The organism is Agrobacterium vitis, from assembly GCF_013426735.1.
Lineage (GTDB): Bacteria > Pseudomonadota > Alphaproteobacteria > Rhizobiales > Rhizobiaceae > Allorhizobium > Allorhizobium vitis_D.
This window is the reverse complement of record NZ_AP023273.1, coordinates 509923-531217: the sequence shown is the minus strand read 5'-3', so window position 1 is coordinate 531217 and position 21295 is coordinate 509923. Positions and strand designations below refer to the sequence as shown.

Here is a 21295-nt window from a genome sequence, read left to right as displayed (position 1 = left end):
ATGGCCAAGATCACTCTCGACAATATCACCAAAAGCTGGGGCGAGACCCAGGTCCTGAAACCGATGAGCCTGATGATCGAGGATGGCGAACTCGTCGCCATTCTCGGGCCCTCCGGCTGCGGAAAATCGACCACGCTGTTTCTGCTCGCCGGTCTTTATGCGCCGACGTCTGGGCAGATCGGTTTCGACGGACACAATGTCAACCGCGTCGATGCGCGCGACCGCAATGTCGGCATCGTCTTTCAGTCCTACGCGCTCTATCCGAACCTGACGGTGCGCGACAATATCGCCTTTCCACTTCGCTTCAAAACCATGCGCAAGGACGAGATTGCCAGACGTGTCGAAGAGGCAGCAAACCTGGTGCAGATCAGCGCGCTGCTTGATCGCCGTCCCTCGCAGCTGTCCGGCGGCCAGCAGCAGCGCGTCGCCTTGGCGCGGGCGCTGGTGAAGGAACCGAATATCCTTTTGCTCGATGAGCCGCTTTCCAATCTTGACGCCACCCTGCGCATCACCATGCGGGCTGAGTTGAAAAGCATACAGAAGCGGCTCGGCTTTACCACGCTGATCGTCACCCATGACCAGATCGAGGCGATCACCATGGCCGACCGGATCATCTGCATGAACAATGGCGAGATCGCCCAGGTTGGTACGCCGGATGATCTCTATCGGCGTCCGAGCAATCTGTTCGTGGCAGGCTTTATCGGCACGCCGCCGATGAACCTTCTCAAGGGCCATGCCAATGGATGTCAAGTGCGGATTGGCGAGGCATCCGTCACCCTGACTGGAGAGCGTGATGGAGAGGTGACGCTTGGCCTGCGACCTGAAGACATCACCCTTGTTTCCCATGCGGATGCACTGCTCAGTGGGGAGATTATCAGCGTGGAGCCGATGGGCCGCGAAGTGTTCTACATGATCGACACGCCCGCTGGCGTCATCCATGCGCTGGAATATGGAGAAGCCGTGCGCCATGCACCCGGCGCCAGGGTTGGCATTGTCTGCAAGCCGGAACACACGCTGTTGTTCGACGCCTCCGGCAACCGCATTGTTGATCTCTACGCCAAGCTTTTGCATCACTCCGATAGGCTCGTGAAAACATTAGAACCAGCAAACTGACAGGATTTTTCAATGACCAAGATCGTATCCCATCGCGGGGCCAACCAGTTTGCGCCGGAAAATACCTTCGCAGCTGCCGACCTCGCCCTTCAGCAGGGCGCCGATTACATCGAGCTTGATGTGCGCGAGAGTGCCGATGGTGTACTCTATGTTTTCCACGATGAAACCTTGGACCGAACCACCAATGGCACCGGCCCCATTGGCCATGCAACGTCGGACGAAATCGATGCGCTGGACGCCGGAAGCTGGTTCTCCCCTGCATTCAAGGGCGCGGTCGTGCCAAGGCTTGATGCCTATCTCCAGCACCTGCGTGGCCGCGCCGGTGTCTATATCGAGCTGAAATATTGCGATCCAGCCAAAGTGGTGGCACTGGTGCGAAGCCTTGGCATGGTGGGCGACACGTTTTATTTTTCGTTTTCCGAAGACATGCGCCGCGATCTGCAATTGATTGCGCCGGAATTCCGTAAGATGATGACGCTTGATATTGCCAAGTCGCCGTCTCTGGTCGGTGCGGTGCATCACGCCAAGATCATCGAGATGACTGTTGAACACATGCGGCGGCCAGGTTTACTCGAAGCGTGCCGCAAAGCCGGGCTTGAGGTGATGATCTATTACGCAGGGGACGAGATGGCCATTCACCGCGAAATCGCCAAAGCCGGTGTCGATTACATCAATCTCGACCGTCCGGATCTGTTTAATGCTGCCCGTTGCGACCATGTGGAAGCCGCCGCCTGATGCAGATCGCAGTTGTCGCCGATGTCCATCTGCATGATCTGTACGGCGGGTATGGCATGGTGGAGGAGGGCGGCGGACTTGCCCTTCGCACGCTGGCGGACACCATGGCGTCAACCCGCGTGTTCAATGAGAGCCATGCCGCCTTTCTTGCCGTGTTGGACGATATCGTCCGGCGCGGTATCCGTGATGTCGTACTTCTTGGCGATTATTCCGATGATGGTCAGGTCGGCGCGGTTGCAGCCGTTAAACGGATTCTTTCCGACTACGAAGACAGACATGGCCTGCGGTTTTTCGCCACCTTCGGCAATCATGATTGCTACGGACCAGCGCCGCGTCATCTCGCCAAGCTGCTGACACAGGCCGATGGGCTGGAACCGCTAATGGTAACAAGCGATGATCGTGCGCCTGCACCCGCAATTGTCTGCCCGGGGATGCGTGGCATGTCGATGGCTGAGGCCGTGGCGGCCATGGCACTCTACGGCGTCACGCGTCCCGAGACCATTCTCCATTGGGAGACGCCTCATGACGGTCTGGAGGACCTTGCACTCCGCCAGTTGTCTAGCGGCGACGACCTGAACTGTGACGCCTCTTATCTTGTCGAGCCGCAGGAAGGGCTCTGGCTTTTGATGCTGGACGCCAATGTTTTTCACAAAATTGGCGATACCTGGCAGGTGAGGGCGGATGCCGCATGGGATCATGTTCTGGCGGAACGTCCCTCTCTCCTGACATGGATAAAGGATGTGACTGAGCGCGCCAACCGTTTGGGCAAGACCTTGCTGGCCTTTTCTCACTACCCGGCCTTGGCCTTGGCATTGACAGGAGAAGGCAGTGACGTGCGGGCGGCGAGCACGCCGGACTGGTCGAAGCGCATGCCATCGCCGGAAACCAGCCGCCGCCTTGCATGCGCCGGGATTCGATGGCATTTCAGCGGCCACATGCATGTCGCCGGGCGGGTTGAACTGGATGGTCTCGTCAACATCGCCGTCCCTTCGCCCGTCGCCTATCCTGGAGGCTACGTTGTCGTCACTGCCAAAGCCAAGCAGATTGACATCGAGACCGTTCAGATGAACGTGGCCAAAGGTTTCGATATTGCGTTCCCCGCCTATCAAGTGCAGTCCGGCGGTAACAATCGCACCTGGTTTCCCAAGCTGCTTTCCTGTGCGACCTATGCAGAGTTTCTACGGGCCCATTTGCAAAATCTGATCGAAACGAAACATATTCCCGATGATTGGTCGCCTGAGCTTCTGGCATATCTCGACGTGACGATGGGGCATCTATTCTGTGAGGATAGCCGTTTGGCGGGCCTTGCAGTCGGATATTCGGAGGCTATGTCCCAGCCGTTTCGGCAGATAGTCGAGGAATACTACCTGTTGCGGGCTGCCGGACGAAATGCCTTGGGAGAAATTCCAGCAGAGAGGGTAGTGTTCTATCGTGATCTCGTCACGCACCTAAGATCACAAGATCTCGTAGGGACGGGAGTGTCGCGAAATGTTACCAGGTTTTTGGAATTATTCGCCGCTTGCACAGATTTTGATGGTTGGCTGGATGATTGATTGCATCGTCAACACGAAAAATCAGATCATGGCCGGTTCACTCTGAACTTGACCGACGCTAGCCGCCGAGGCCATTGCCTTGCGACATTTCCCTTCGATTGGGATGACCAGGAGGAAACCATGCCATGTGAATCATTGGCGGCTGAGCCTGGACGACCTGAAAACCGAGCCGCTGGTAAATCGGAAAACCATTCGAACCGAAGACCGGCGTTGAAAGCGTCAACGGAATATTGCCTTTTATGGCTGCCGCCTGCAATCCTCTGATGACATTGGAGCCTATTCCGCTACCTCGGGCTTGCTTTAAAACCTGCAACTCGGAAATCCGCCAATCTGCATATCCAAGGTCGATGATGGTGCGTCCGACTGCGGAACCAAGTCGCTCAATGATGAAGTCGAGATGATCGGGATAGACGCTTTCAGCACCAGCCCGCAGGGTCTTGAATTGTTGCTCATAGAGATCACGAATGAAATCGGGTTTTCCTTCCGCCCATGCGAGCCATGGGCGGGTTTCGATAAACAGTTTGAAAATGAGGTCCTGATCACTCGCTCGAACCAGACGTAAATTCAAACCGTTTCCGAATGCGAAAGAGCCGGTAAAACCATTCATATATGTCTCATCCAACTCAACGCGGCCATCAATTGAATGCAACTTCCAAACGGATGACGTCGGGCTGCGGGCTGAGGATACGCTCAATATACGCAAGCCCGATCTTATCCAGACTGCGATGCTCGATAGCGTAGTCTCCGCTTTGAATGTCAGGAAACGCGTTATGCTGGACGCAGAGAAAAAGGCTGAAAGCCGTTCGCGCTGCTCCCGGTGCGGTGCTGGCTGGGTATTCGACAACCTTGGCCAACACCGCGTTGATCACTGTCTCCTGCGCGGTCAGTGTGAAATCGTCCCCGATATAGGGCGTGAATTTTGCTGCATCCAGAATGAGACCAGTCATGGACGAACCGGGTAGAGGCCTTGAACGCAGAAAATGAAATTGATCGCCAGGTAAGGAGACCTGGCGTCGATAGCAGCACCGGTGCCAAATGGCTGCACCGTAACAGCTCCGCCTGTGATCGCATTGGTGGCAATGCTCTGAGCCGCCGTCGGCGCATTTCCGGAAATGGTAACGCTGCTACTATCGAGAGTGACTGGTGTCGTTGAAGCAGCGCCGTAGATCCTTGTGGCTGCCGTATTTCCACCAGCAAGGGCAGAACCCGCCGTTGGCAACTGGGAAGTTCCCGCAACTGGGCTTGCCTTCATGGTTGCAGTCTGCGTTCCTGTCTGCGCTGGTATATTCACCGTGGCGTTGCCAGTGGGTGTAAAGACAGCCGCATGGGTATGGGCCGGAATTTGGCTTGAATTCAACGAAACGGTATCATTTCCGCCTTTGTTGCCGATCGCATAATTCGGGCTGGTGGGCGTACGTTGTCCATATCCGATGGGCATTTGACCGCGCAGGTCCGGCAGGTTGAAATAAGTTTGCTGGTCGCCGCCGTAGAAATTTGAAATAAGTGAATAGACGGCATTGTATTGATTTACCGTTAGTTTTTGACCCCAGCACATGAGCCAGCCGTCAGGTGCATAATTGAAGCCGACCGGCAAGATAGTCGCAAGAAACGCATCCATAATAATCCTCCACGGGGCTCGGAACATTGCGAATCGAGAACTGATTCGGGTTCATGAGGTCAGAACATATTTCTCAACCATAACTTAGTAAATTATATTGTTTCAATTTTTTGGGAAGGCCTGTCAGGGTAAATTTCACATTTCTCATGATGCCTGCCTGTACTGAATGCTCTACCCAGGCGTTTAGGGCGATGTGTTTTAGTCACAGTTAAAAGAAAACAATGGATGAGAGTGATGCTTTTCATCTGCGGATATTGTCATTCAACTATGGCTCGAATAATGCTCGAATGACGGGCGCCTTGTGGTGGGCGCTCGTTTCAAGGGCGGCGTATTTTCGGTCGGCAAGACGACACGATCGATCATCGCTGCCTTGGGCGAGCTGGGGTTTAGAGAAGAATGCAATTCAGTAAATCGTTTGGTGTCGCGCATTTTCTGGCAGCTACAAAGACGTTGGCATGGACCCGGCTCGAGCGATCGGCTGGTCCTGTTGTCAGCGCTATCATCGGATTCCTCACCATCCTGATCACCAGTTTGAGTTTCACAACGTCGGCGAGTGCCGCTCTTTCGTCGGCATGCAGTCAGGTCAATTCAGACTTCAGTTCGCCACGCTATCTCACCAACACCGACAACTTTTCCCCCGATTATCAAAATTTGACCGCTGGCGAGTATATCTCCTGGAGCTTTTCGACCACTGGAACAGCAGCTGGCGGCACCTCATCAGCAATTGTGATATACAGCGACAACTATAATAATCTTCTTGTCAATGAGAGTAATCTTGGTGGAAATATTAATAAATCTGGCAATTTTACAGCCAGCGCTTCGGTAGATAATCTGCAGATTATCCTTGATGTCACTCAAGATAACTCGGCTAGCCCTTCCAATTACAACACGCTCACATTCAGCGCTGCCTGTTATGCAAGCGCGCCGACGTCTCCCGGTGCCCCGACAATCGGAACCGCCACATCTGGCAACAGCCAGGCCACAGTGTCCTTCACTGCCCCGGCGAGCGATGGCGGTGCGGCGATCACCAGCTATACCGTAACGGCAAGTCCGGGTGGCGCGACGGCAACCGGCTCGGCAAGCCCGATCACAGTGACCGGCCTGACCAATGGTACGGCCTATACATTCACAGTCACCGCCACCAACAGTGTTGGAACCGGTGCGGCTTCGGCAGCAACGAGCGCGGTCACGCCGACAGCGCCAACCTTTACCTTCTCCCCGGCCTCCGGCGCGTTGACAGCGGCAACTGTGGGGACGGCCTATAGTCAGACAGTCACTGCTTCAGGCGGAACTTCGCCCTACACCTATGCCGTCACCGCTGGCACGCTTCCCAACGGATTGAGCCTCAACACGACGACCGGCGAGATCTCCGGCACGCCGTTAAGCGTGGAAAGCGCTAGCTTCACCATCTCAGCCACGGATGCCAATAGCGCGACGAGCTCGGCAAGTTATTCCCTCGCCGTGGCCGCAGGCCTTCCTGGTGCGCCGACGATTGGAACGGCTACAGCTGGAAACAGCCAGGCCACCGTGTCCTTCACCGCTCCGGCCAGCAATGGCGGTGCGTCCATTACAAGCTATACCGTGACGGCAAGTCCTGGTGGAGCGACGGGAACCGGATCGGCAAGCCCGATCACCGTGACTGGTCTCACCAATGGCACGGCCTATACGTTTACTGTGACCGCAACCAACAGTGCCGGAACCGGGACGGCTTCGGCAGCAACGAGCGCTGTCACCCCAACAGCGCCAACCTTCACTTTTTCCCCGGCCTCCGGCACTTTGACTGGGGCAACTGTTGGAACAGCCTATAGCGAGACGGTCACGGCTTCTGGCGGAACATCGCCCTATACCTATGCGGTTACATCAGGGACACTTCCTGCTGGCATGAGCCTCAACACATCGACCGGGGCGATTTCCGGCACACCAACGACCGCTGCCAATACCAGCTTCACCATAACCGCTACCGATGCCAATAGCGCGACAGGATCGGCGAGCTATTCGCTTGCCGTGGCCGCAGGCCTTCCTGGTGCGCCGACGATTGGAACGGCTACAGCTGGAAACAGCCAGGCCACCGTGTCCTTCACCGCTCCGGCCAGCAATGGCGGTGCGTCCATTACAAGCTATACCGTGACGGCAAGTCCGGGTGGAGCGACGGGAACCGGATCGGCAAGTCCGATCACCGTGACTGGTCTCACCAATGGTACAGCCTATACATTCACGGTCACCGCGACCAACAGCGTCGGAACCGGGACGGCTTCGGCAGCAACGAGCGCTGTCACCCCAACAGCGCCAACCTTCACTTTTTCCCCGGCCTCCGGCACTTTGACTGGGGCAACTGTTGGAACAGCCTATAGCGAGACGGTCACGGCTTCTGGCGGAACATCGCCCTATACCTATGCGGTTACATCAGGGACACTTCCTGCTGGCATGAGCCTCAACACATCGACCGGGGCGATTTCCGGCACACCAACGACCGCTGCCAATACCAGCTTCACCATAACCGCTACCGATGCCAATAGCGCGACAGGATCGGCGAGCTATTCGCTTGCTGTGGCAGCAGACGTTCCAGGCGCGCCGACGATTGGGTCGGCATCTGCCGGTGATGCCCAGGCGACCGTTTCGTTTAACGCCCCGGCCAACGATGGTGGCGCCTCCATTACAAGCTATACCGTGACGGCAAGTCCGGGGGGAGCGACTGCAAGCGGATCAGCAAGCCCGATCACCGTGACTGGCCTCACCAATGGCACGGCCTATACGTTTACCGTCACCGCGACCAACAGTGCCGGAACCGGGACGGCTTCAACGGCATCGAATTCGGTCACGCCGGGGGCATCACTCCAGGCTCCCATTGCTAACGCGGTCAGCGACACGGTCAGTGCGAACTCGTCGAATAACCCGATCACACTGAACATGACCGGCGGTGCGGCCTCTTCCGTTGCCATTGCCACGCCCGCGTCACATGGTACGGCCTCGGCCTCCGGCACGTCGATCACCTATACACCCACAGCGGGCTATTCCGGTTCCGACAGTTTTACCTACACTGCTACCAATGCTACGGGAACATCCTCTCCGGCCACGGTGACCATAACGGTAACGGCTCCGGCCTTCACCCTGTCACCAGCCTCCGGCACTTTGACAGCGGCCACTGTTGGAACAGCCTATAGCGAGACGGTCACCGCTTCGGGCGGAACATCGCCCTATACCTATGCGGTTACATCAGGGACACTTCCTGCTGGCATGAGCCTCAACACATCGACCGGGGCGATTTCCGGCACACCAACGACCGCTGCCAATACCAGCTTCACCATAACCGCTACCGATGCCAATAGCGCGACAGGATCGGCGAGCTATTCGCTTGCTGTGGCAGCAGACGTTCCCGGCGCGCCGACGATTGGGACGGCGTCTGCCGGTGATGCCCAGGCGACCGTTTCGTTTACCGCCCCGGCCAACGATGGTGGCGCGTCCATTACAAGCTATACCGTGACGGCAAGCCCGGGTGGGGCGACTGCAAGCGGATCAGCAAGCCCGATCACCGTGACCGGCCTGACCAATGGCACGGCCTATACGTTTACCGTCACCGCGACCAACAGTGCCGGAACCGGTTCGGCCTCGGTTGCTTCGAACTCGGTCACCCCGTCTGCCGTTCTCCAGGCCCCGGTTGCCAACGCCGTCTCCGAAACAGTTGCGGCCAATTCGTCGGCCAACGTGATCACTCTCAACATGACCGGCGGCACGGCTTCGTCCGTTGCGGTCGCTTCAGTGGCATCGCATGGAACGGCCTCGGCCTCTGGCACGTCGATCACCTATACGCCCACAGCTGGCTATTCCGGTTCCGACAGTTTTACCTACACTGCCACCAATGCCACCGGAACATCCTCGCCAGCTACCGTGACCATCACGGTTACGGCGCCAACCTTGGTCCTCTCGCCCTCGGCTGGTACCCTTGCAGCAGGCACGGTGGGTGCTGCCTACAGCCAAACCGTCGCAGTATCCGGTGGCGCAGAGCCGTATGATTACGAATTCCTGTCGGGATCTTTGCCAGCTGGCCTGTCCATAACGTCAAGCGGTGGCGCCTCTGCCAGGATTCTTTCCGGCACGCCGTCGGCGGCCGGAACGAGTAACTTCACGGTTAAAGTTTCCGATGCCTATGGTGCAACGGTCACGGCATCTTATTCCATCACCATTAATGCAGCAGCGCCGATCGCCAACGCCCTGACGGCAACGGTGACGGCAAACTCTTCGGATAACGTTCTGGCTCCCTCCATTACCGGCGGTGCTGCGACGGCGGTCACCATTGCCTCCTCGCCAAGCCATGGGGCTGCAACGGTATCCGGCACCAACTTTATCTATACGCCGACGGCTGGCTATTCCGGCTCCGACAGCTTTACCTATACTGCCACTAATGCCACCGGAACATCCTCTCCGGCCACGGTGACCGTCACCATTACAGCCCCGGCCTTCACCCTGTCACCAGCCTCCGGCACTTTGACAGCGGCCACTGTTGGAACAGCCTATAGCGAGACGGTCACGGCTTCTGGCGGAACATCGCCCTATACCTATGCGGTTACATCAGGGACACTTCCTGCTGGCATGAGCCTCAACACATCGACCGGGGCGATTTCCGGCACGCCGACGACCGCTGCCAATACCAGCTTTACCATCACCGCTACGGATGCCAACGGCGCTACAGGATCGGTCAGTTATTCGCTTGCCGTCACGGAGCCATCAGTCACGCTGAGCCTCTCTCCGTCGTCAGGGGCTCTCACCACAGCAACGGTGGGCACTGCCTATAGCCAGTCCGTGACGACAACGAGTGGTACCGCTCCTTATACCTACTCTGGAACCGGCCTGCCGGATGGCCTCGCCCTTGATACAAGTACCGGAACAATCACCGGAACACCGACGACGGCTGGAAGCTATGCTATCGCCGTGACGGTCACCGATAGCGCGTCACCCGCCAATCATGGCTCGGGCAACTATACGCTGACGGTGAACGCAGCCGCATCCATCGCCTTCTCGCCAACTGGCGGAGCGCTGAAAGAAGCTATGGCGGGCGAGGCTTATAGCCAGCAGATCTCAGCAACAGGGGGAACGGGATCGCTGATCTACAGCCTTTCCTCTGGAAGCCTGCCGAAAGGCATGGTGCTGAATATCTCGACCGGCGCGCTCAATGGACCGCTCGATGCGGGTACGGAAGGCGATTATTCCTTTGCCATCCAGGCTCGTGACAGCAATGGTACGACTGGCACTGCAAGCTATACCGTCAAAGTGACCACGCGCGCGGTGACCGTGGCGGATCATGTTGTCGACGTTCCCGCAGGCGCCACGCCGAATAATGTCTATCTCAACAAAGACGCTACCGGAGGTCCGTTTACCGAGGCCGATATTGTCTCCGTTGAGCCACCCGAGGCAGGGACGGCAACCCTTATTCAAGGTGAGCTTGCAGCCGTCTCGTCAGCTTCACCTGTCGGCTGGTATTTGAAATTCACTCCGAATCCGGCCTATTCGGGCCAGGCCCGTATCGCCTACCGCCTTGCAAGTTCGCTTGGAAATTCCAACACGGGCACCGTCATCTACAACATCAACTATAATGCAGAGCAAGTCGCGACGGATATCGACAACCTTGTACACAGCTTCGTACAGACCCGTCAAAACATGATCTCCTCCGCGATCAAAGTGCCCGGTCTGATGGAACGGGGCCGGATGGCCAGGGCGACGACCCCGGTGACAACCAGGATGTCTCCGTCTACGCAAGGAATGACGTTCGGTTTTTCCACCAGTCTTGCACAGATGGAATCGGCCCGTGATAGTGCCGACGGCGTTGCTGGCGGCTATTCTTCACCGTTCAATATCTGGATTGATGGTGCTGTTCTGGCTCATAACGACAAGGACACCAATGGCAGCAAGTGGGGCAGCTTTGCCATGATCAACATGGGGGCCGACTATCTGCTAACCGACAAGGCGCTGCTGGGTCTTTCGTTTCACTACGACCGGATGACGGACCCGACGGATGAAGATGCCATGTTGACCGGCAATGGCTGGCTGGCTGGCCCCTATACCTCTTTCGAAGTCACCAAAGGCGTGTTCTGGGATGCGAGCCTGCTGTATGGCGGGTCCTCAAACACCATCGATACCCAGCTCTGGGACGGCAATTTCGATACCCAGCGCTGGATGTTGGATACGTCCATCAAGGGAAAATGGTCTTTGGACGAAGCGACCGTGGTGACGCCGAAGCTAAGAGCGGTTTATTTTTCCGAAACCGTCGATGATTACGCCGTGAAAAACAGTTCGGGCGACACGATCGACCTCGACGGGTTTACCTCGGAGCAGTTCAGGGTGAGCCTCGGCGCTGAAGTTGCCCGTTCCTTTACACTTGCAAGCGGCTCAACCATGACGCCAAAACTTGGTATCACCACCGGCTTTTCTGGCCTCGACGGGTCCGGTTTATTCGGATCGGTCACGGCTGGCGCGTCACTGCAAACCACTGAGGCTTGGGCGATTGAAGGCAGCCTTCTATTCAACATCGAAGGCGAGGGCGAAAAATCGGTCGGTGCGAAGGTTGGATTGTCGCGGAAGTTTTGACGCTAGTCGGAGAGGCAGAATTGTGAGCTGAGCCTGGCTGCGGATGGTCAGCCTCGGTTCACGATATGCTCTCTGGTCTGTTTTGAAACAGCACCGGTTGCAGGGTCAGGCATGAATTTACAGGCCGTAGAGAGCTGTTATTTGGCTGGCTCTGTGATCCTCTGAGATGACAGATGGATGTCAGCACTTTTTACTAGAGTCCGTCAGGTTCAGATTGAACCAGACAGACTCTAGCCTCTCTTGTTTTCGTTTGTCTTTTCGGGAAAACCAGATTCCACTGTCCTAAGGCAAACCCAAGGGAGTTGAGGTGAACTGACGGAGGTCAGCCATTCGCAGTAACGATAACTTTTAGTTGATTATTTTTGAAATATTCTTCTTATGGATGTAATTTATTGGCAATTGAGGAGGAAAGCGCCATGGATCACATGAAAGCATCTGCGGAGAGTACTGCGCCAAAAGGCACAGACACGGTCATTGTGCGTGCCGCAATCCATCCCGCCATTGGTATAGCCCGGATTGGTGATGCCAAAACCGAATATTTCATCGGTCCCGAAGTCACCGATGCGCCGCCTGAAAATGCACCGCCGCCATCATTTTACCGAGACAAGACGGGCGCCATCAAGCGGCAGGCCGCTCGGTTCCGTATCTATGGCTATAATGCTGCCGGCGACGTCGTGAGCGAACTGACCAGCGACAATGCCGATATCCATTGGACCGTGCATGTCGCCAATCGCAAAGCGCAATGGTACCAGTTCCAGTATGCTCTGGATATTCCAGAGGCAATCAATGCGCCTGACAATGCCTTTCCCCTGCGCAATCCCAAAGTCATGGATCGTTCGACACTCGCCATTGATCCCGGCCCCCGCAGTATTTCAGGCCGCGGTGTGTCTGGCCCGGCCTATGCTTTCGACACTGGCACCTTCAAGGCGGCAGCTGCCGAGCCGGTTGTCGTGCCGCTGGGTGAACTGCGGACGGATGAAGAAGGACGGCTGATCTTCCTGGGCGGGCATGGTAAATCGGCCTCGCCAACCAATGCCCCGGTCTATGATCCGGATAACCCGCCAAGTTTTAACAATGCCAATGATTGGTATGACGATACGTCCGACGGCCCTGTGATGGCGGAGATTTCCATCAATGGTCAGCCGATCCCGGTCGAATCGGCCTGGGTGGTGGTCGCACCGCCGAATTACGCGCCCGATATTATCAGCTGGCGTACGATGTATGACCTGATGTGTGATGTGTCGGTTCAGGCAGGCTGGATGCCGATGCCGAGTGAACCATCCTTCTCGACGGACATCCTGCCGATATTGCAGCGCCTCAGCAATCTGCAATGGGTCAACAAGGGCTTTGCTGCTTATTTCGGCAAGGGCTGCCCGCTGGATTTCAATAATCCTGATCTGCTTGCCAAGCTGTCGCAGAAACCGGCAGGATTGAGGGAGGGCGATGACCCCTATGGCGAGTTGCGCCGCACGCTGTTCAACGGCTTCCGCCCGTCCGCGCCTATTGTTGCCGAGCCTGTGCAATGGCCGCATGTGCAGCCTTGGATCTATGGCGACGCCTTCGGCAGTTTCTCGGAAACTGGCCCCGGCAACATGCTGACCATGACGGGTCTGCAAGAAGCCATTCTGCGTAAATGGGTGGAGGGCAGCTTCATTGACGATTGGCCGGAGGCGATAAAGCCGGTCTCGAAGATTGAAGAGGTTCCTCTTCCGGGGCAACCGCATATGCTGGATAAGGCCGCCTTGCATTATTGCCTCTCCGATACATTCCACCCGGGCTGCGAGATGACCTGGCCAATGCGCCACGCCAGCCTGTATTCTGCGCCCTTCCGCATCCGTCTGCGTCCAGCAGGTACTCCGGAGCCGGATTATGGAACGACCATGACGCCCATTCTGGTGGAAAAGGTCGGCGGGCCGCTCTACGATCAGCCGCCGGGCGGCATTACCCGGTGGATGGCAATCCCCTGGCAGGGCGATACGGCCTTCTGCCGCTCGGGTTATGATCCTGAATTTGATCCTTATTTGCCAACGTTCTGGGCGGCGCGCGTACCCAATCAGGTGTTGAGCGAGGAGGATTACAACAAGGTCATTGATGAAACTTTGCCGCGCGCGGAGCGTATTGCGGCCTATAGCCGCCGCGTCAACTGGCTGCGTGCGATCATGAACCACGATACGGCGCAAGTCATGATGGATATGATCGCTGAATTCGGGCAGCTTGGCATTGTCGAGGCACGGCCGGGCGTCAAGGGTGATCCTGATTTTCCTGAATATATCTATGTCGAGACATTGGCCGTCAGCAAACTCAAGCGTGCCGCCGATCATGCGGTTCGCTTGCTTGCAGAGGCACCGCAGCCGCTGACCAAGCTGGAGAAGGCCGGTTGGGCAAGCCGCGAGCAACTCGAAGCATTTCGAGCTGTGCGTGTCCAAAAGCGTTAAAGACCAGACTCTCACAGCCTCGCCGCAGGGCGACGGGGCTGTGTTTGACGTCGTTGTGGCCGGGGCGGGACCGGCAGGTGCCATTGCCGCCCGTCACCTTGCCCGCGCGGGCCGGTCTGTGGCCATGCTCGACCGGCTGCGTTCTCATGCGCCCCGTCTGGGCGAAACATTGCCGGGTGCTGCGCAAAGGCTTTTGGTTCAGCAGGGGCTTGCCGATCTTGCTGTGCCGGGGCCGCAGCATGCACGGGTTGGCGGTGGACTGACGGTCTGGGGCGATGGGCATGTGGTGGCAAGCGATACTTTGCGTGACCCCTATGGGCCTGGTCTGCGCCTGGACCGCGCCCAATTCGATGCCGATCTGCGGCAGGCGAGCCTTGAAGCCAGTTGCTTCTGGTGGAAGGCGAATGTCAGCGGCATTAAAAGGCAAGACGGGTTGTGGGTGATCGGGCTTGATGACGGGCGCATCCTCCGCGCTTCCTATATTATCGATGCGACGGGGCGCTCGGCGCGGATTGTCCGCCTGCTTGGTGTTGCGCAGCAACGCGGTACGGCGCTGGTCTCGCTGTATCAAGTTGCAAAACCCCAAAAAAATGCTGATCTGGAGCGGACGCTGATTGAGGCCACGCCTGATGGCTGGATCTATGCGGGCCGACTTGCCGATGGCTTTTGGGCCGTTGGCTATCATACATTGCCCCAGGAGGCTGTGCGGCTGCGGCGATCTCCCGATTACCGGGCTACACTTTTTACCGAAGCACCCCATCTGACCTCCTGTCTGGGGGCGTTGGAATGGGCGGGGCCGGTCTTTGTCCGTGATGCCCGTAGTCTTAACGCCATCACCCCATGCGGTGAAGGTTGGTATGCTGTCGGGGATGCCGCGCTGGCCTTTGATCCGATTGCAGGTCAAGGCCTGTTCAATGCCCTGCGCACTGGAATAGCCGCCGCCGAGGGCATTCTTGCTTCTCCAGCGACGGGCTTGTCATCTTATGCCGAGGAACTAGCGCGTGTTCGCGCAATCTATAACACCCGCCGGCAAAGCCTCTATCGCTCCGAAAGCCGTTGGCTGGACCGTGATTTCTGGAAAATGCAGCAAGGTCAGGTGGCTGTATCCGTTGATGTGGGCGGCCAACTCGCCGCCACATGAGGGCCGGAAAGCGGAGTTTTACTCCGCTTGAGTCTTTGCAATCTGTTTAGGGGGAACATTTCCATTTCTCTCGACCCGGTCCCGGTGAAGGGCCGCACGGGCCAGCATCATCAGCGTGATCGGCGTTGTGACCGTGACGAGAATGCCGATCAGAATTTCATGGATCGCTAAGCGCGACGATGCAACTGAGAAAAAGATCATCGATCCAAGCATGATCCCGCCGACGCCCCAGCTGGTTCCAAGCGTGGGCGCGTGGATGCGTTCATAGAATGTTGGCAGGCGCAGAAATCCGATGGCGCCAATCAGCGCCAGCGTTGCGCCAGCCAGCAGGAAAAAGGCTACGCATATGGCGGCCCAAACGGGAATATCTGTTGCGGAATAGATCATTCGATCACCTCCCCACGCATCAGAAATTTACCCAGGGCAACGGAGGCGACAAATCCCAACATACCGATCACCAGGGCGGCTTCAAAATAAATCTCCCGGCCCGTGCCGACACCGAAGGTCACCAGGAGCAGCATGGCATTGATGTAGAACGTGTCGAGACCGATGATCCGGTCTTGGGCGCGGGGTCCGATGAACATTCGCACTGACACGATGGCCATGGAGGCCACGAGCATCAATTGGGCAAGCGAGACGGCGCTGAAGAGAATAATTGCGCTCATGCGAATATCTCCAATAGCAGTTTTTCGTAGCGGTTCTTGATCATATCGCGCCAGATGGTTTCGTCTTTGATATCGAGCACATGAAGAAGCACGGAATTGTCGTTGGAATCATATTCAAGCCAGGCCGAACCCGGGGTGCTTGTCAGGATGACCGCCAGCACGGCCAGTGCGAACTGGCTTTTGATCTCCAGCTGAATAATGACAAATCCCGGATCATGCTGTCGCGATCCGCTCCTGATGATAATGGCGGCCACGGCCATGTTCGACTTGGCAATGTCATAAAGCACGACAAGAAACAGCTTGGGGAGAAGATACCATTTTTTCAGGTGCGGCTTTTCAGGACGCAGCGACGCCATGGCCCAGCCTGCGAAGACAGCGACGAATATGCCCAGGATCAAATGGCCAAGGGTGAAGCCGTTCAGCAGCAGCCACATGACAACAAGCGATAGGGTGAGAACCGGATAGGGCAACATTACTCGCTGTCCTTTCCGGTGTTGGGCAGGTTTTTAAAAGCAGGAATTTGCGTCGCATTGCGGACCGCGTCGATGTAATTTGCCGGGTTGCTCAATGCGCGGATCGTGGTGTCCATATAGTGCATCGCTGGCCCAGCCTGGACAGTGAGAGCGAGCGTGAGCGCCAGCAGAAACATTACGGGAACGATTTCGATAACAAGGACACGCGGAACAGTGCCTTCGATCGAGCTCCAGAATGTGCGGATGCCAGCGCGCGTCATGGAAATCAGCGCGGCGATACCCGACAGGATGACCAGGACGATCAGCGCCCAGATCGCCATGGTTGGCGGCGAACCGATGGCACCGGTGCCCATCATTGCCGATAGCATGGCGAATTTGGCAATGAAGCCGGACAGCGGCGGAAGGCCGGAGAGCAATATTCCGCAGGCCGCAAAACAAATGCCGAGAATGGCCATGGTGCCGGGCATCGTGACGCCTTCTTCCTCATAAGGCGCCTGCTCATCCGCATCGCCATAGGCATCCATCGTCACGGCAAGGACATTGGCACCGGCATCCTGTCCGCGCTCGACAAGCTCGATCAGCATGAAGAATGCGCTGATGGTCAGTGTCGAACTGACAAGATAAAGCAGAGCTCCTGAGGAGACGGCCCCGTCATTGATCCCGACCACCATCAACAAGGTGCCCGAAGACACCAGAACCGAAAACCCGGCCAGCCGCCCAAGGGCCTGGGAGGCGAGGACACCAATCGTCCCGAAAATAAGCGTTGCCATGCCGCCATAGAGCAGCACGCCCGCGCCGAAGCCAGCTGACGGGCCTTCTGCGAACAACAGCATGGTCAGCCGCAGGATGACATAGATCCCGAGCTTGCTCATGATGGCAAAAATTCCGGCCACGGGAGCCGCTGCCGCACTATAGGCGGTTGGTAGCCAGAAGCAGAGCGGCCACATGCCTGCCTTGATGAGGAAGACGACACCCAATATGCCAGCGCCGGCCTCCATCAACATGCGACGATCCGGCTCCATTTCGGGAATGCGGGCCGCAAGATCAGCCATGTTGAGGGTGCCAGCCGTGCCGTAAATCAGGCTGACGCCGATCAGAAACAGCAGGGCGGCCACCAGGTTTACGGCAATGTAGTGCAGCCCCGCCTTGACCCGAAGGGGGCCGGACCCATGCAGCAGGAGACCATAGGACGCGGCCAGCATCACCTCGAAAAACACGAAGAGATTGAAGAGGTCACCTGTCAGAAAAGCGCCGTTTACGCCCATCAGCAGCAGTTGGAACATGCTGTGAAAATGGGCGCCGACCGCATGCCAGCGGGCGAAGGAAAACACCAGAGCCGGGATGGCGAGCAAGGCCGTCAGCAGCAGCATCAGGGCCGATAGACCATCCAGAACCAGCACGATGCCGAACGGCGCCGCCCAGTTTCCGACCAGATAGACATTCTCAAAGCTGTTCGGCCCGCTCTCGATGCGAAACAGAATGATGGCGATGGCTGCCAGCATGACCGCGGAGACAAGGCTGATCATCGCCTTGGTCAGTCTTTGCCGCTCATCGACAAGCAGAAGCACTGCGCTGGCAACCAATGGCACCAGCACGGGCGCAATGATCAGATGGTGGGCCCAGCCATTCATTTCGGTTCATTCCTCCCATCGACATGGTCGCTTCCCGTCAGACCACGCGAGGCCAGCAGCACCACCAGAAACAGGGCGGTGGTGGCAAAACCGATGACGATAGCCGTCAGAACCAGCGCTTGCGGCACCGGGTCCGCCAGATGGCCAGCCCCGTCGTCGCCGAGAATGGGAGGGACGTTCGCTTTGACGCCACCGACACCGAAGATGAAAAGGTTCACGGCATAGGACAGCAGCGAAAGCCCAACAATCACCTGATAGGTTCGCGGTCGCAGGATGAGCCAGACGCCGCAGCCGGTCATGACGCCGATGGCGATCGATAGAACAAGCTCCATCACCCTTCCTCCGATTTCGAGGCATCAATCATGCGCAGGCGATTGATGCGCAAGGACTGATGCGCGAGAGCGACGAGAATAAGAACCGTGGAGCCGACCACCAGGGCGAACACGCTGAGATCAAATAGCAGCGCCGTTGCCGCCGGGATCTTGCCGATCAACGGGAGATCGATATAGCGGGAATGCGAGGTGAGGAACGGATATCCGAGCAACCAGGCACCGATGCCAGTGGCGACGGCGGTCAACAGGCCTGCACCCATCCAGCGCAGCGGCAGGATACGGATACGATCTTCCGCCCAGCGCGTGCCACCGGCCAGGTATTGCAGCAGAAACGCAATCGACAGCGTCAACCCCGCAGAAAAACCACCGCCCGGCAGGTCATGTCCACGCATGAACAGGTAAACCGACAACGTGACGATAACTGGAAACAGCCATTGCATGATGACCGAGGGGATCAGAAGATAATCGCGCACCGTATCGCCCGCTGACCGCTCTGGCCGCTCCTCATCGAAGCGGTTTTGCGCCTGCTGCTGTTCCGGCATGCCCATGCTGTCTTCTGCGGGGCGGAAGCGGCGCAGAAGCCCGTAGACCGTCAGCGCTACAACCCCGAGAACGGCAATCTCGCCCAGCGTATCGAAACCGCGGAAATCCACCAGGATGACATTGACCACATTGCGGCCACCGCCCTGCGAATAGGCGTTTTCCAGGAAATAGCTGGCGATGGCATCGGGAACCGGCATGGTCATCACCGCATAGGCGGTGAACGACATGGCGACCCCGCAGAGAACTGCAAGGGCGAAATCCCGAAACCGGCGAAAGCGCGCGCTCAAGGTCATGGTCTCGCCAAGTCCTTCGGATCGCTTGGGAAGCCAGCGCAGGCCGAGAAGGATGAGGACTGTGGTGACGATTTCGACCAGCAATTGCGTGATGGCCAGATCGGGTGCCGAGAGCCAGACGAAGGTGAGGCAGACGATAAGACCGACGCCACCGAGCATCACCAATGATGCGAGACGGTGGTATTTGGCCAGATAGGCGGTGCCGATGGCAAGGCAGATGCCGATGGCCCAAAGGGCTGCAAATACCGGATCGGCACCGGAATAGACAAGCGGGCGAACCTCGAAGCCTCTGATATAAAGAGGCAGCATTCCTGCTGCAAAACCCACTGTTACCAGCCAGCGAAGTTGCGGCTGTAGCTTGCGGGTGCCGAGGCGACGTTCGGCGATACGCGCCCAGTGCCAGGACACTTCAACGATAACGCGCTCGAAAATGCGCTGGCCTTTGAATTTACGAAAAAACGGCGGACCATCGTGGCACCGGGCGAGATAATCCTTCAACAGGAAATAGATCAGTCCGCCGCCGACAAGGGCGATCATGCTCATCACCAGGGGCAGATTGACGCCATGCCAGATTGCCAGGCTGTATTCCGGCGTATCGGCCCGGAGAACACTGACGACGGCGACGTGAAGAAAAGGGCCGATCGAGATCGCCGGAATGACACCGACGATAAGGCAGACCAGCACAAGAAACTCGACGGGAAACCGCATCCAGCGCGGCGGCTCGTGTGGACGGGCAACGGGCAAGTCCTGAGGAGGCGGGCCAAAGAATACGGTATGGATGAACCGCAGCGAATAGGCGACGCTGAAGGCACTGGCAAGCGTTGCGACATAGGGCAGGATGGTATCCAGGATCGAATCCGCATGGGTCTCGACAGCTTCGGCGAAGAACATTTCCTTTGACAGAAAGCCGTTGAGAAGCGGAACGCCCGCCATCGCCGCGCTGGCGACGATGGCAAGCGTTGCGGTGAACGGCATGAACCGGAACAGCCCGCTCAACCGCCGCATGTCACGGGTTCCCGTCTCGTGATCGATGATCCCTGCTGCCATGAACAGCGACGCCTTGAAGGTCGCATGGTTCAGCATATGGAAAATCGCCGCCACCGTCGCCAATGGACTGCCAAGACTGAGCAATGTGGTGATCAGTCCGAGATGGCTGATGGTCGAATAGGCCAACAGTCCTTTCAGATCCTGCTGGAACATCGCAAAATAGGCACCGAGCAACAAAGTTGTGATCCCGGCGGCTCCGACGATCCAGAACCATTCATCGGTGCCTGATAGCACAGGCCAGAAACGCACCAGCAGAAACACCCCGGCTTTGACCATGGTCGCTGAATGGAGAAAGGCTGAAACCGGGGTTGGAGCGGCCATGGCGTTGGGAAGCCAGAAATGAAACGGAAACTGGGCGCTTTTCGTCAGTGCGCCAAGCAATATGAACACCAGGGCGGGGACATAAAGGGAATGTTCGCGAATGACATTGCCGGAATCGAGAATGGTATCGAGATCATAGCTGCCGACGATATTGCCGAGCAGAATAAGGCCGATCAACAGGCAGAAACCGCCGATCCCGGTAATGGTCAGCGCCATTCGGGCGCCGTCGCGCGCATTGGGGTTGTTGTGCCAATAGCTGATCAGCAGGAATGAAAATATGCTTGTCAGTTCCCAGAAGACTGACAGGAGGATAACATTGCCCGAGAGCACGATGCCAAGCATCGCGCCCATGAAGGCCAGCAGGAAGGAGAAGAACCGGGGAACAGGATCTTCTTCCGACATATAATAGCGGGCATAGAGCACGACCAGAAAGCCGATGGCGGCGATCAGCATGGTGAAGATCCAGGCCAGGCCATCCATCCGCAGCGTGAAATCCAGACCAAGCTGCGGCAGCCATGGCATGTTGAACTTTACGACGCCGCCATCGGCGACCGCCGGATAGAGACTTGCCGTCAGCGCCAGCGAAATGAGCATGACAATAGCGGCCGAGCCTGCCGGAAGGCGGCGAGACGGCGTATTCAGCAAAAATACAGATAAGAGACTTCCGACGAAAGGCAGAAGCAGGAGAACAACGAGCAGAGACGGTCCAGCTGTTATCCCAATGCTGTGTTCCTTTTTGATTCGAGCCCGGAATGCCTATGCCGCACAACGGATTGGCATCTAGCGACCCGCGCTTTATTGCGCTATATGATGGAT

The 21295-nt window shown here is 57.4% G+C and carries 15 protein-coding genes; 6 read left to right on the top strand and 9 right to left on the bottom strand.

Translation table 11 applies throughout. The features are described from left to right. From H1Y61_RS19670 to H1Y61_RS19660, 3 genes are read left to right on the top strand one after another with little or no spacing between them, the layout of a single operon-like run. Positions 1-1113, top strand: a complete 1113-nt coding sequence (locus H1Y61_RS19670; RefSeq protein ID WP_180575157.1) for an ABC transporter ATP-binding protein — start codon at positions 1-3, stop codon at positions 1111-1113. Positions 1114-1125: 12 nt separating this feature from the next. Next, complete coding sequence (gene ugpQ / locus H1Y61_RS19665; protein WP_180575156.1) at positions 1126-1848, top strand: glycerophosphodiester phosphodiesterase; 723 nt, start codon at positions 1126-1128, stop codon at positions 1846-1848. Beyond that, positions 1848-3401 carry a metallophosphoesterase family protein gene (locus tag H1Y61_RS19660; RefSeq protein ID WP_180575155.1) on the top strand — a complete coding sequence of 518 codons (1554 nt, stop codon included), beginning with the start codon at positions 1848-1850 and terminating at the stop codon, positions 3399-3401. The genes ugpQ and H1Y61_RS19660 overlap by 1 nt, the downstream gene beginning before the upstream one ends. Positions 3402-3459: 58 nt before the next feature. Here the strand turns inward: H1Y61_RS19660 and H1Y61_RS19655 are convergent, their stop codons facing one another. Genes H1Y61_RS19655 through H1Y61_RS19645 form a run of 3 tightly spaced genes read right to left on the bottom strand, consistent with a single transcriptional unit; the run spans position 3460 to position 5019 of the window. After that, a complete protein-coding gene (locus H1Y61_RS19655; RefSeq protein WP_180575154.1) occupies positions 3460-4008 on the bottom strand; it encodes a GNAT family N-acetyltransferase in 549 nt (182 codons plus the stop codon). A 28-nt stretch (positions 4009-4036) separates the two neighbouring features. Then, positions 4037-4348 carry a DUF6916 family protein gene (locus H1Y61_RS19650; RefSeq protein ID WP_180575153.1) on the bottom strand — a complete coding sequence of 104 codons (312 nt, stop codon included), beginning with the start codon at positions 4346-4348 and terminating at the stop codon, positions 4037-4039. Beyond that, complete coding sequence (locus H1Y61_RS19645) at positions 4345-5019, bottom strand: phage tail protein (protein WP_174112345.1); 675 nt, start codon at positions 5017-5019, stop codon at positions 4345-4347. Before H1Y61_RS19645 ends, H1Y61_RS19650 begins: the two co-directional genes overlap by 4 nt. A 984-nt stretch (positions 5020-6003) precedes the next feature. Between H1Y61_RS19645 and H1Y61_RS19640 the strand changes: the two genes are divergently transcribed. The 3 genes from H1Y61_RS19640 to H1Y61_RS19630 all read left to right on the top strand — a co-directional run bounded on the left by H1Y61_RS19640 (position 6004) and on the right by H1Y61_RS19630 (position 15174). After that, positions 6004-11598 (top strand): putative Ig domain-containing protein, encoded by a 5595-nt coding sequence (locus tag H1Y61_RS19640; RefSeq protein ID WP_235680949.1) that lies wholly within the window; start codon positions 6004-6006, stop codon positions 11596-11598. Positions 11599-12014: 416 nt separating this feature from the next. Next, positions 12015-14033 carry a LodA/GoxA family CTQ-dependent oxidase gene (locus H1Y61_RS19635; protein WP_180575151.1) on the top strand — a complete coding sequence of 673 codons (2019 nt, stop codon included), beginning with the start codon at positions 12015-12017 and terminating at the stop codon, positions 14031-14033. Continuing rightward, a complete protein-coding gene (locus tag H1Y61_RS19630; protein WP_180575150.1) occupies positions 14017-15174 on the top strand; it encodes an NAD(P)/FAD-dependent oxidoreductase in 1158 nt (385 codons plus the stop codon). The genes H1Y61_RS19635 and H1Y61_RS19630 overlap by 17 nt, the downstream gene beginning before the upstream one ends. An 18-nt stretch (positions 15175-15192) precedes the next feature. Here H1Y61_RS19630 and mnhG read toward each other — a convergent pair whose 3' ends face one another. From mnhG to H1Y61_RS19600, 6 genes are read right to left on the bottom strand one after another with little or no spacing between them, the layout of a single operon-like run. After that, positions 15193-15561 carry a monovalent cation/H(+) antiporter subunit G gene (gene mnhG, locus H1Y61_RS19625; protein WP_180575149.1) on the bottom strand — a complete coding sequence of 123 codons (369 nt, stop codon included), beginning with the start codon at positions 15559-15561 and terminating at the stop codon, positions 15193-15195. Then, entirely contained in the window at positions 15558-15839 is a 282-nt protein-coding gene (locus H1Y61_RS19620; RefSeq protein WP_060717187.1) for a K+/H+ antiporter subunit F, read from the bottom strand. The genes mnhG and H1Y61_RS19620 overlap by 4 nt, the downstream gene beginning before the upstream one ends. Further along, entirely contained in the window at positions 15836-16312 is a 477-nt protein-coding gene (locus H1Y61_RS19615) for a Na+/H+ antiporter subunit E (protein WP_180575148.1), read from the bottom strand. Before H1Y61_RS19615 ends, H1Y61_RS19620 begins: the two co-directional genes overlap by 4 nt. Continuing rightward, positions 16312-17943 carry a monovalent cation/H+ antiporter subunit D gene (locus H1Y61_RS19610; protein WP_180575147.1) on the bottom strand — a complete coding sequence of 544 codons (1632 nt, stop codon included), beginning with the start codon at positions 17941-17943 and terminating at the stop codon, positions 16312-16314. Before H1Y61_RS19610 ends, H1Y61_RS19615 begins: the two co-directional genes overlap by 1 nt. Next, positions 17940-18275: a Na+/H+ antiporter subunit C gene (locus H1Y61_RS19605; RefSeq protein WP_012653663.1), complete on the bottom strand. Its 336-nt coding sequence runs from the start codon at positions 18273-18275 to the stop codon at positions 17940-17942. The genes H1Y61_RS19610 and H1Y61_RS19605 overlap by 4 nt, the downstream gene beginning before the upstream one ends. Next, positions 18275-21196 carry a monovalent cation/H+ antiporter subunit A gene (locus tag H1Y61_RS19600; RefSeq protein ID WP_180575220.1) on the bottom strand — a complete coding sequence of 974 codons (2922 nt, stop codon included), beginning with the start codon at positions 21194-21196 and terminating at the stop codon, positions 18275-18277. The genes H1Y61_RS19605 and H1Y61_RS19600 overlap by 1 nt, the downstream gene beginning before the upstream one ends. Positions 21197-21295 lie beyond the last annotated feature (99 nt).

Excerpts from the sequence above, each read along its gene's own strand:
- H1Y61_RS19605 (WP_012653663.1), bottom strand. The coding sequence starts at position 18,275 with ATGGAGCTTGTTCTATCGATCGCCATCGGCGTCATGACCGGCTGCGGC.
- H1Y61_RS19660 (WP_180575155.1), top strand. The coding sequence starts at position 1,848 with ATGCAGATCGCAGTTGTCGCCGATGTCCATCTGCATGATCTGTACGGC.
- ugpQ (WP_180575156.1), top strand. The coding sequence starts at position 1,126 with ATGACCAAGATCGTATCCCATCGCGGGGCCAACCAGTTTGCGCCGGAA.
- H1Y61_RS19650 (WP_180575153.1), bottom strand. The coding sequence starts at position 4,348 with ATGACTGGTCTCATTCTGGATGCAGCAAAATTCACGCCCTATATCGGG.
- H1Y61_RS19645 (WP_174112345.1), bottom strand. The coding sequence starts at position 5,019 with ATGGATGCGTTTCTTGCGACTATCTTGCCGGTCGGCTTCAATTATGCA.
- mnhG (WP_180575149.1), bottom strand. The coding sequence starts at position 15,561 with ATGATCTATTCCGCAACAGATATTCCCGTTTGGGCCGCCATATGCGTA.
- H1Y61_RS19620 (WP_060717187.1), bottom strand. The coding sequence starts at position 15,839 with ATGAGCGCAATTATTCTCTTCAGCGCCGTCTCGCTTGCCCAATTGATG.
- H1Y61_RS19655 (WP_180575154.1), bottom strand. The coding sequence starts at position 4,008 with ATGAATGGTTTTACCGGCTCTTTCGCATTCGGAAACGGTTTGAATTTA.
- H1Y61_RS19635 (WP_180575151.1), top strand. The coding sequence starts at position 12,015 with ATGGATCACATGAAAGCATCTGCGGAGAGTACTGCGCCAAAAGGCACA.
- H1Y61_RS19670 (WP_180575157.1), top strand. The coding sequence starts at position 1 with ATGGCCAAGATCACTCTCGACAATATCACCAAAAGCTGGGGCGAGACC.
- H1Y61_RS19615 (WP_180575148.1), bottom strand. The coding sequence starts at position 16,312 with ATGTTGCCCTATCCGGTTCTCACCCTATCGCTTGTTGTCATGTGGCTG.
- H1Y61_RS19610 (WP_180575147.1), bottom strand. The coding sequence starts at position 17,943 with ATGAATGGCTGGGCCCACCATCTGATCATTGCGCCCGTGCTGGTGCCA.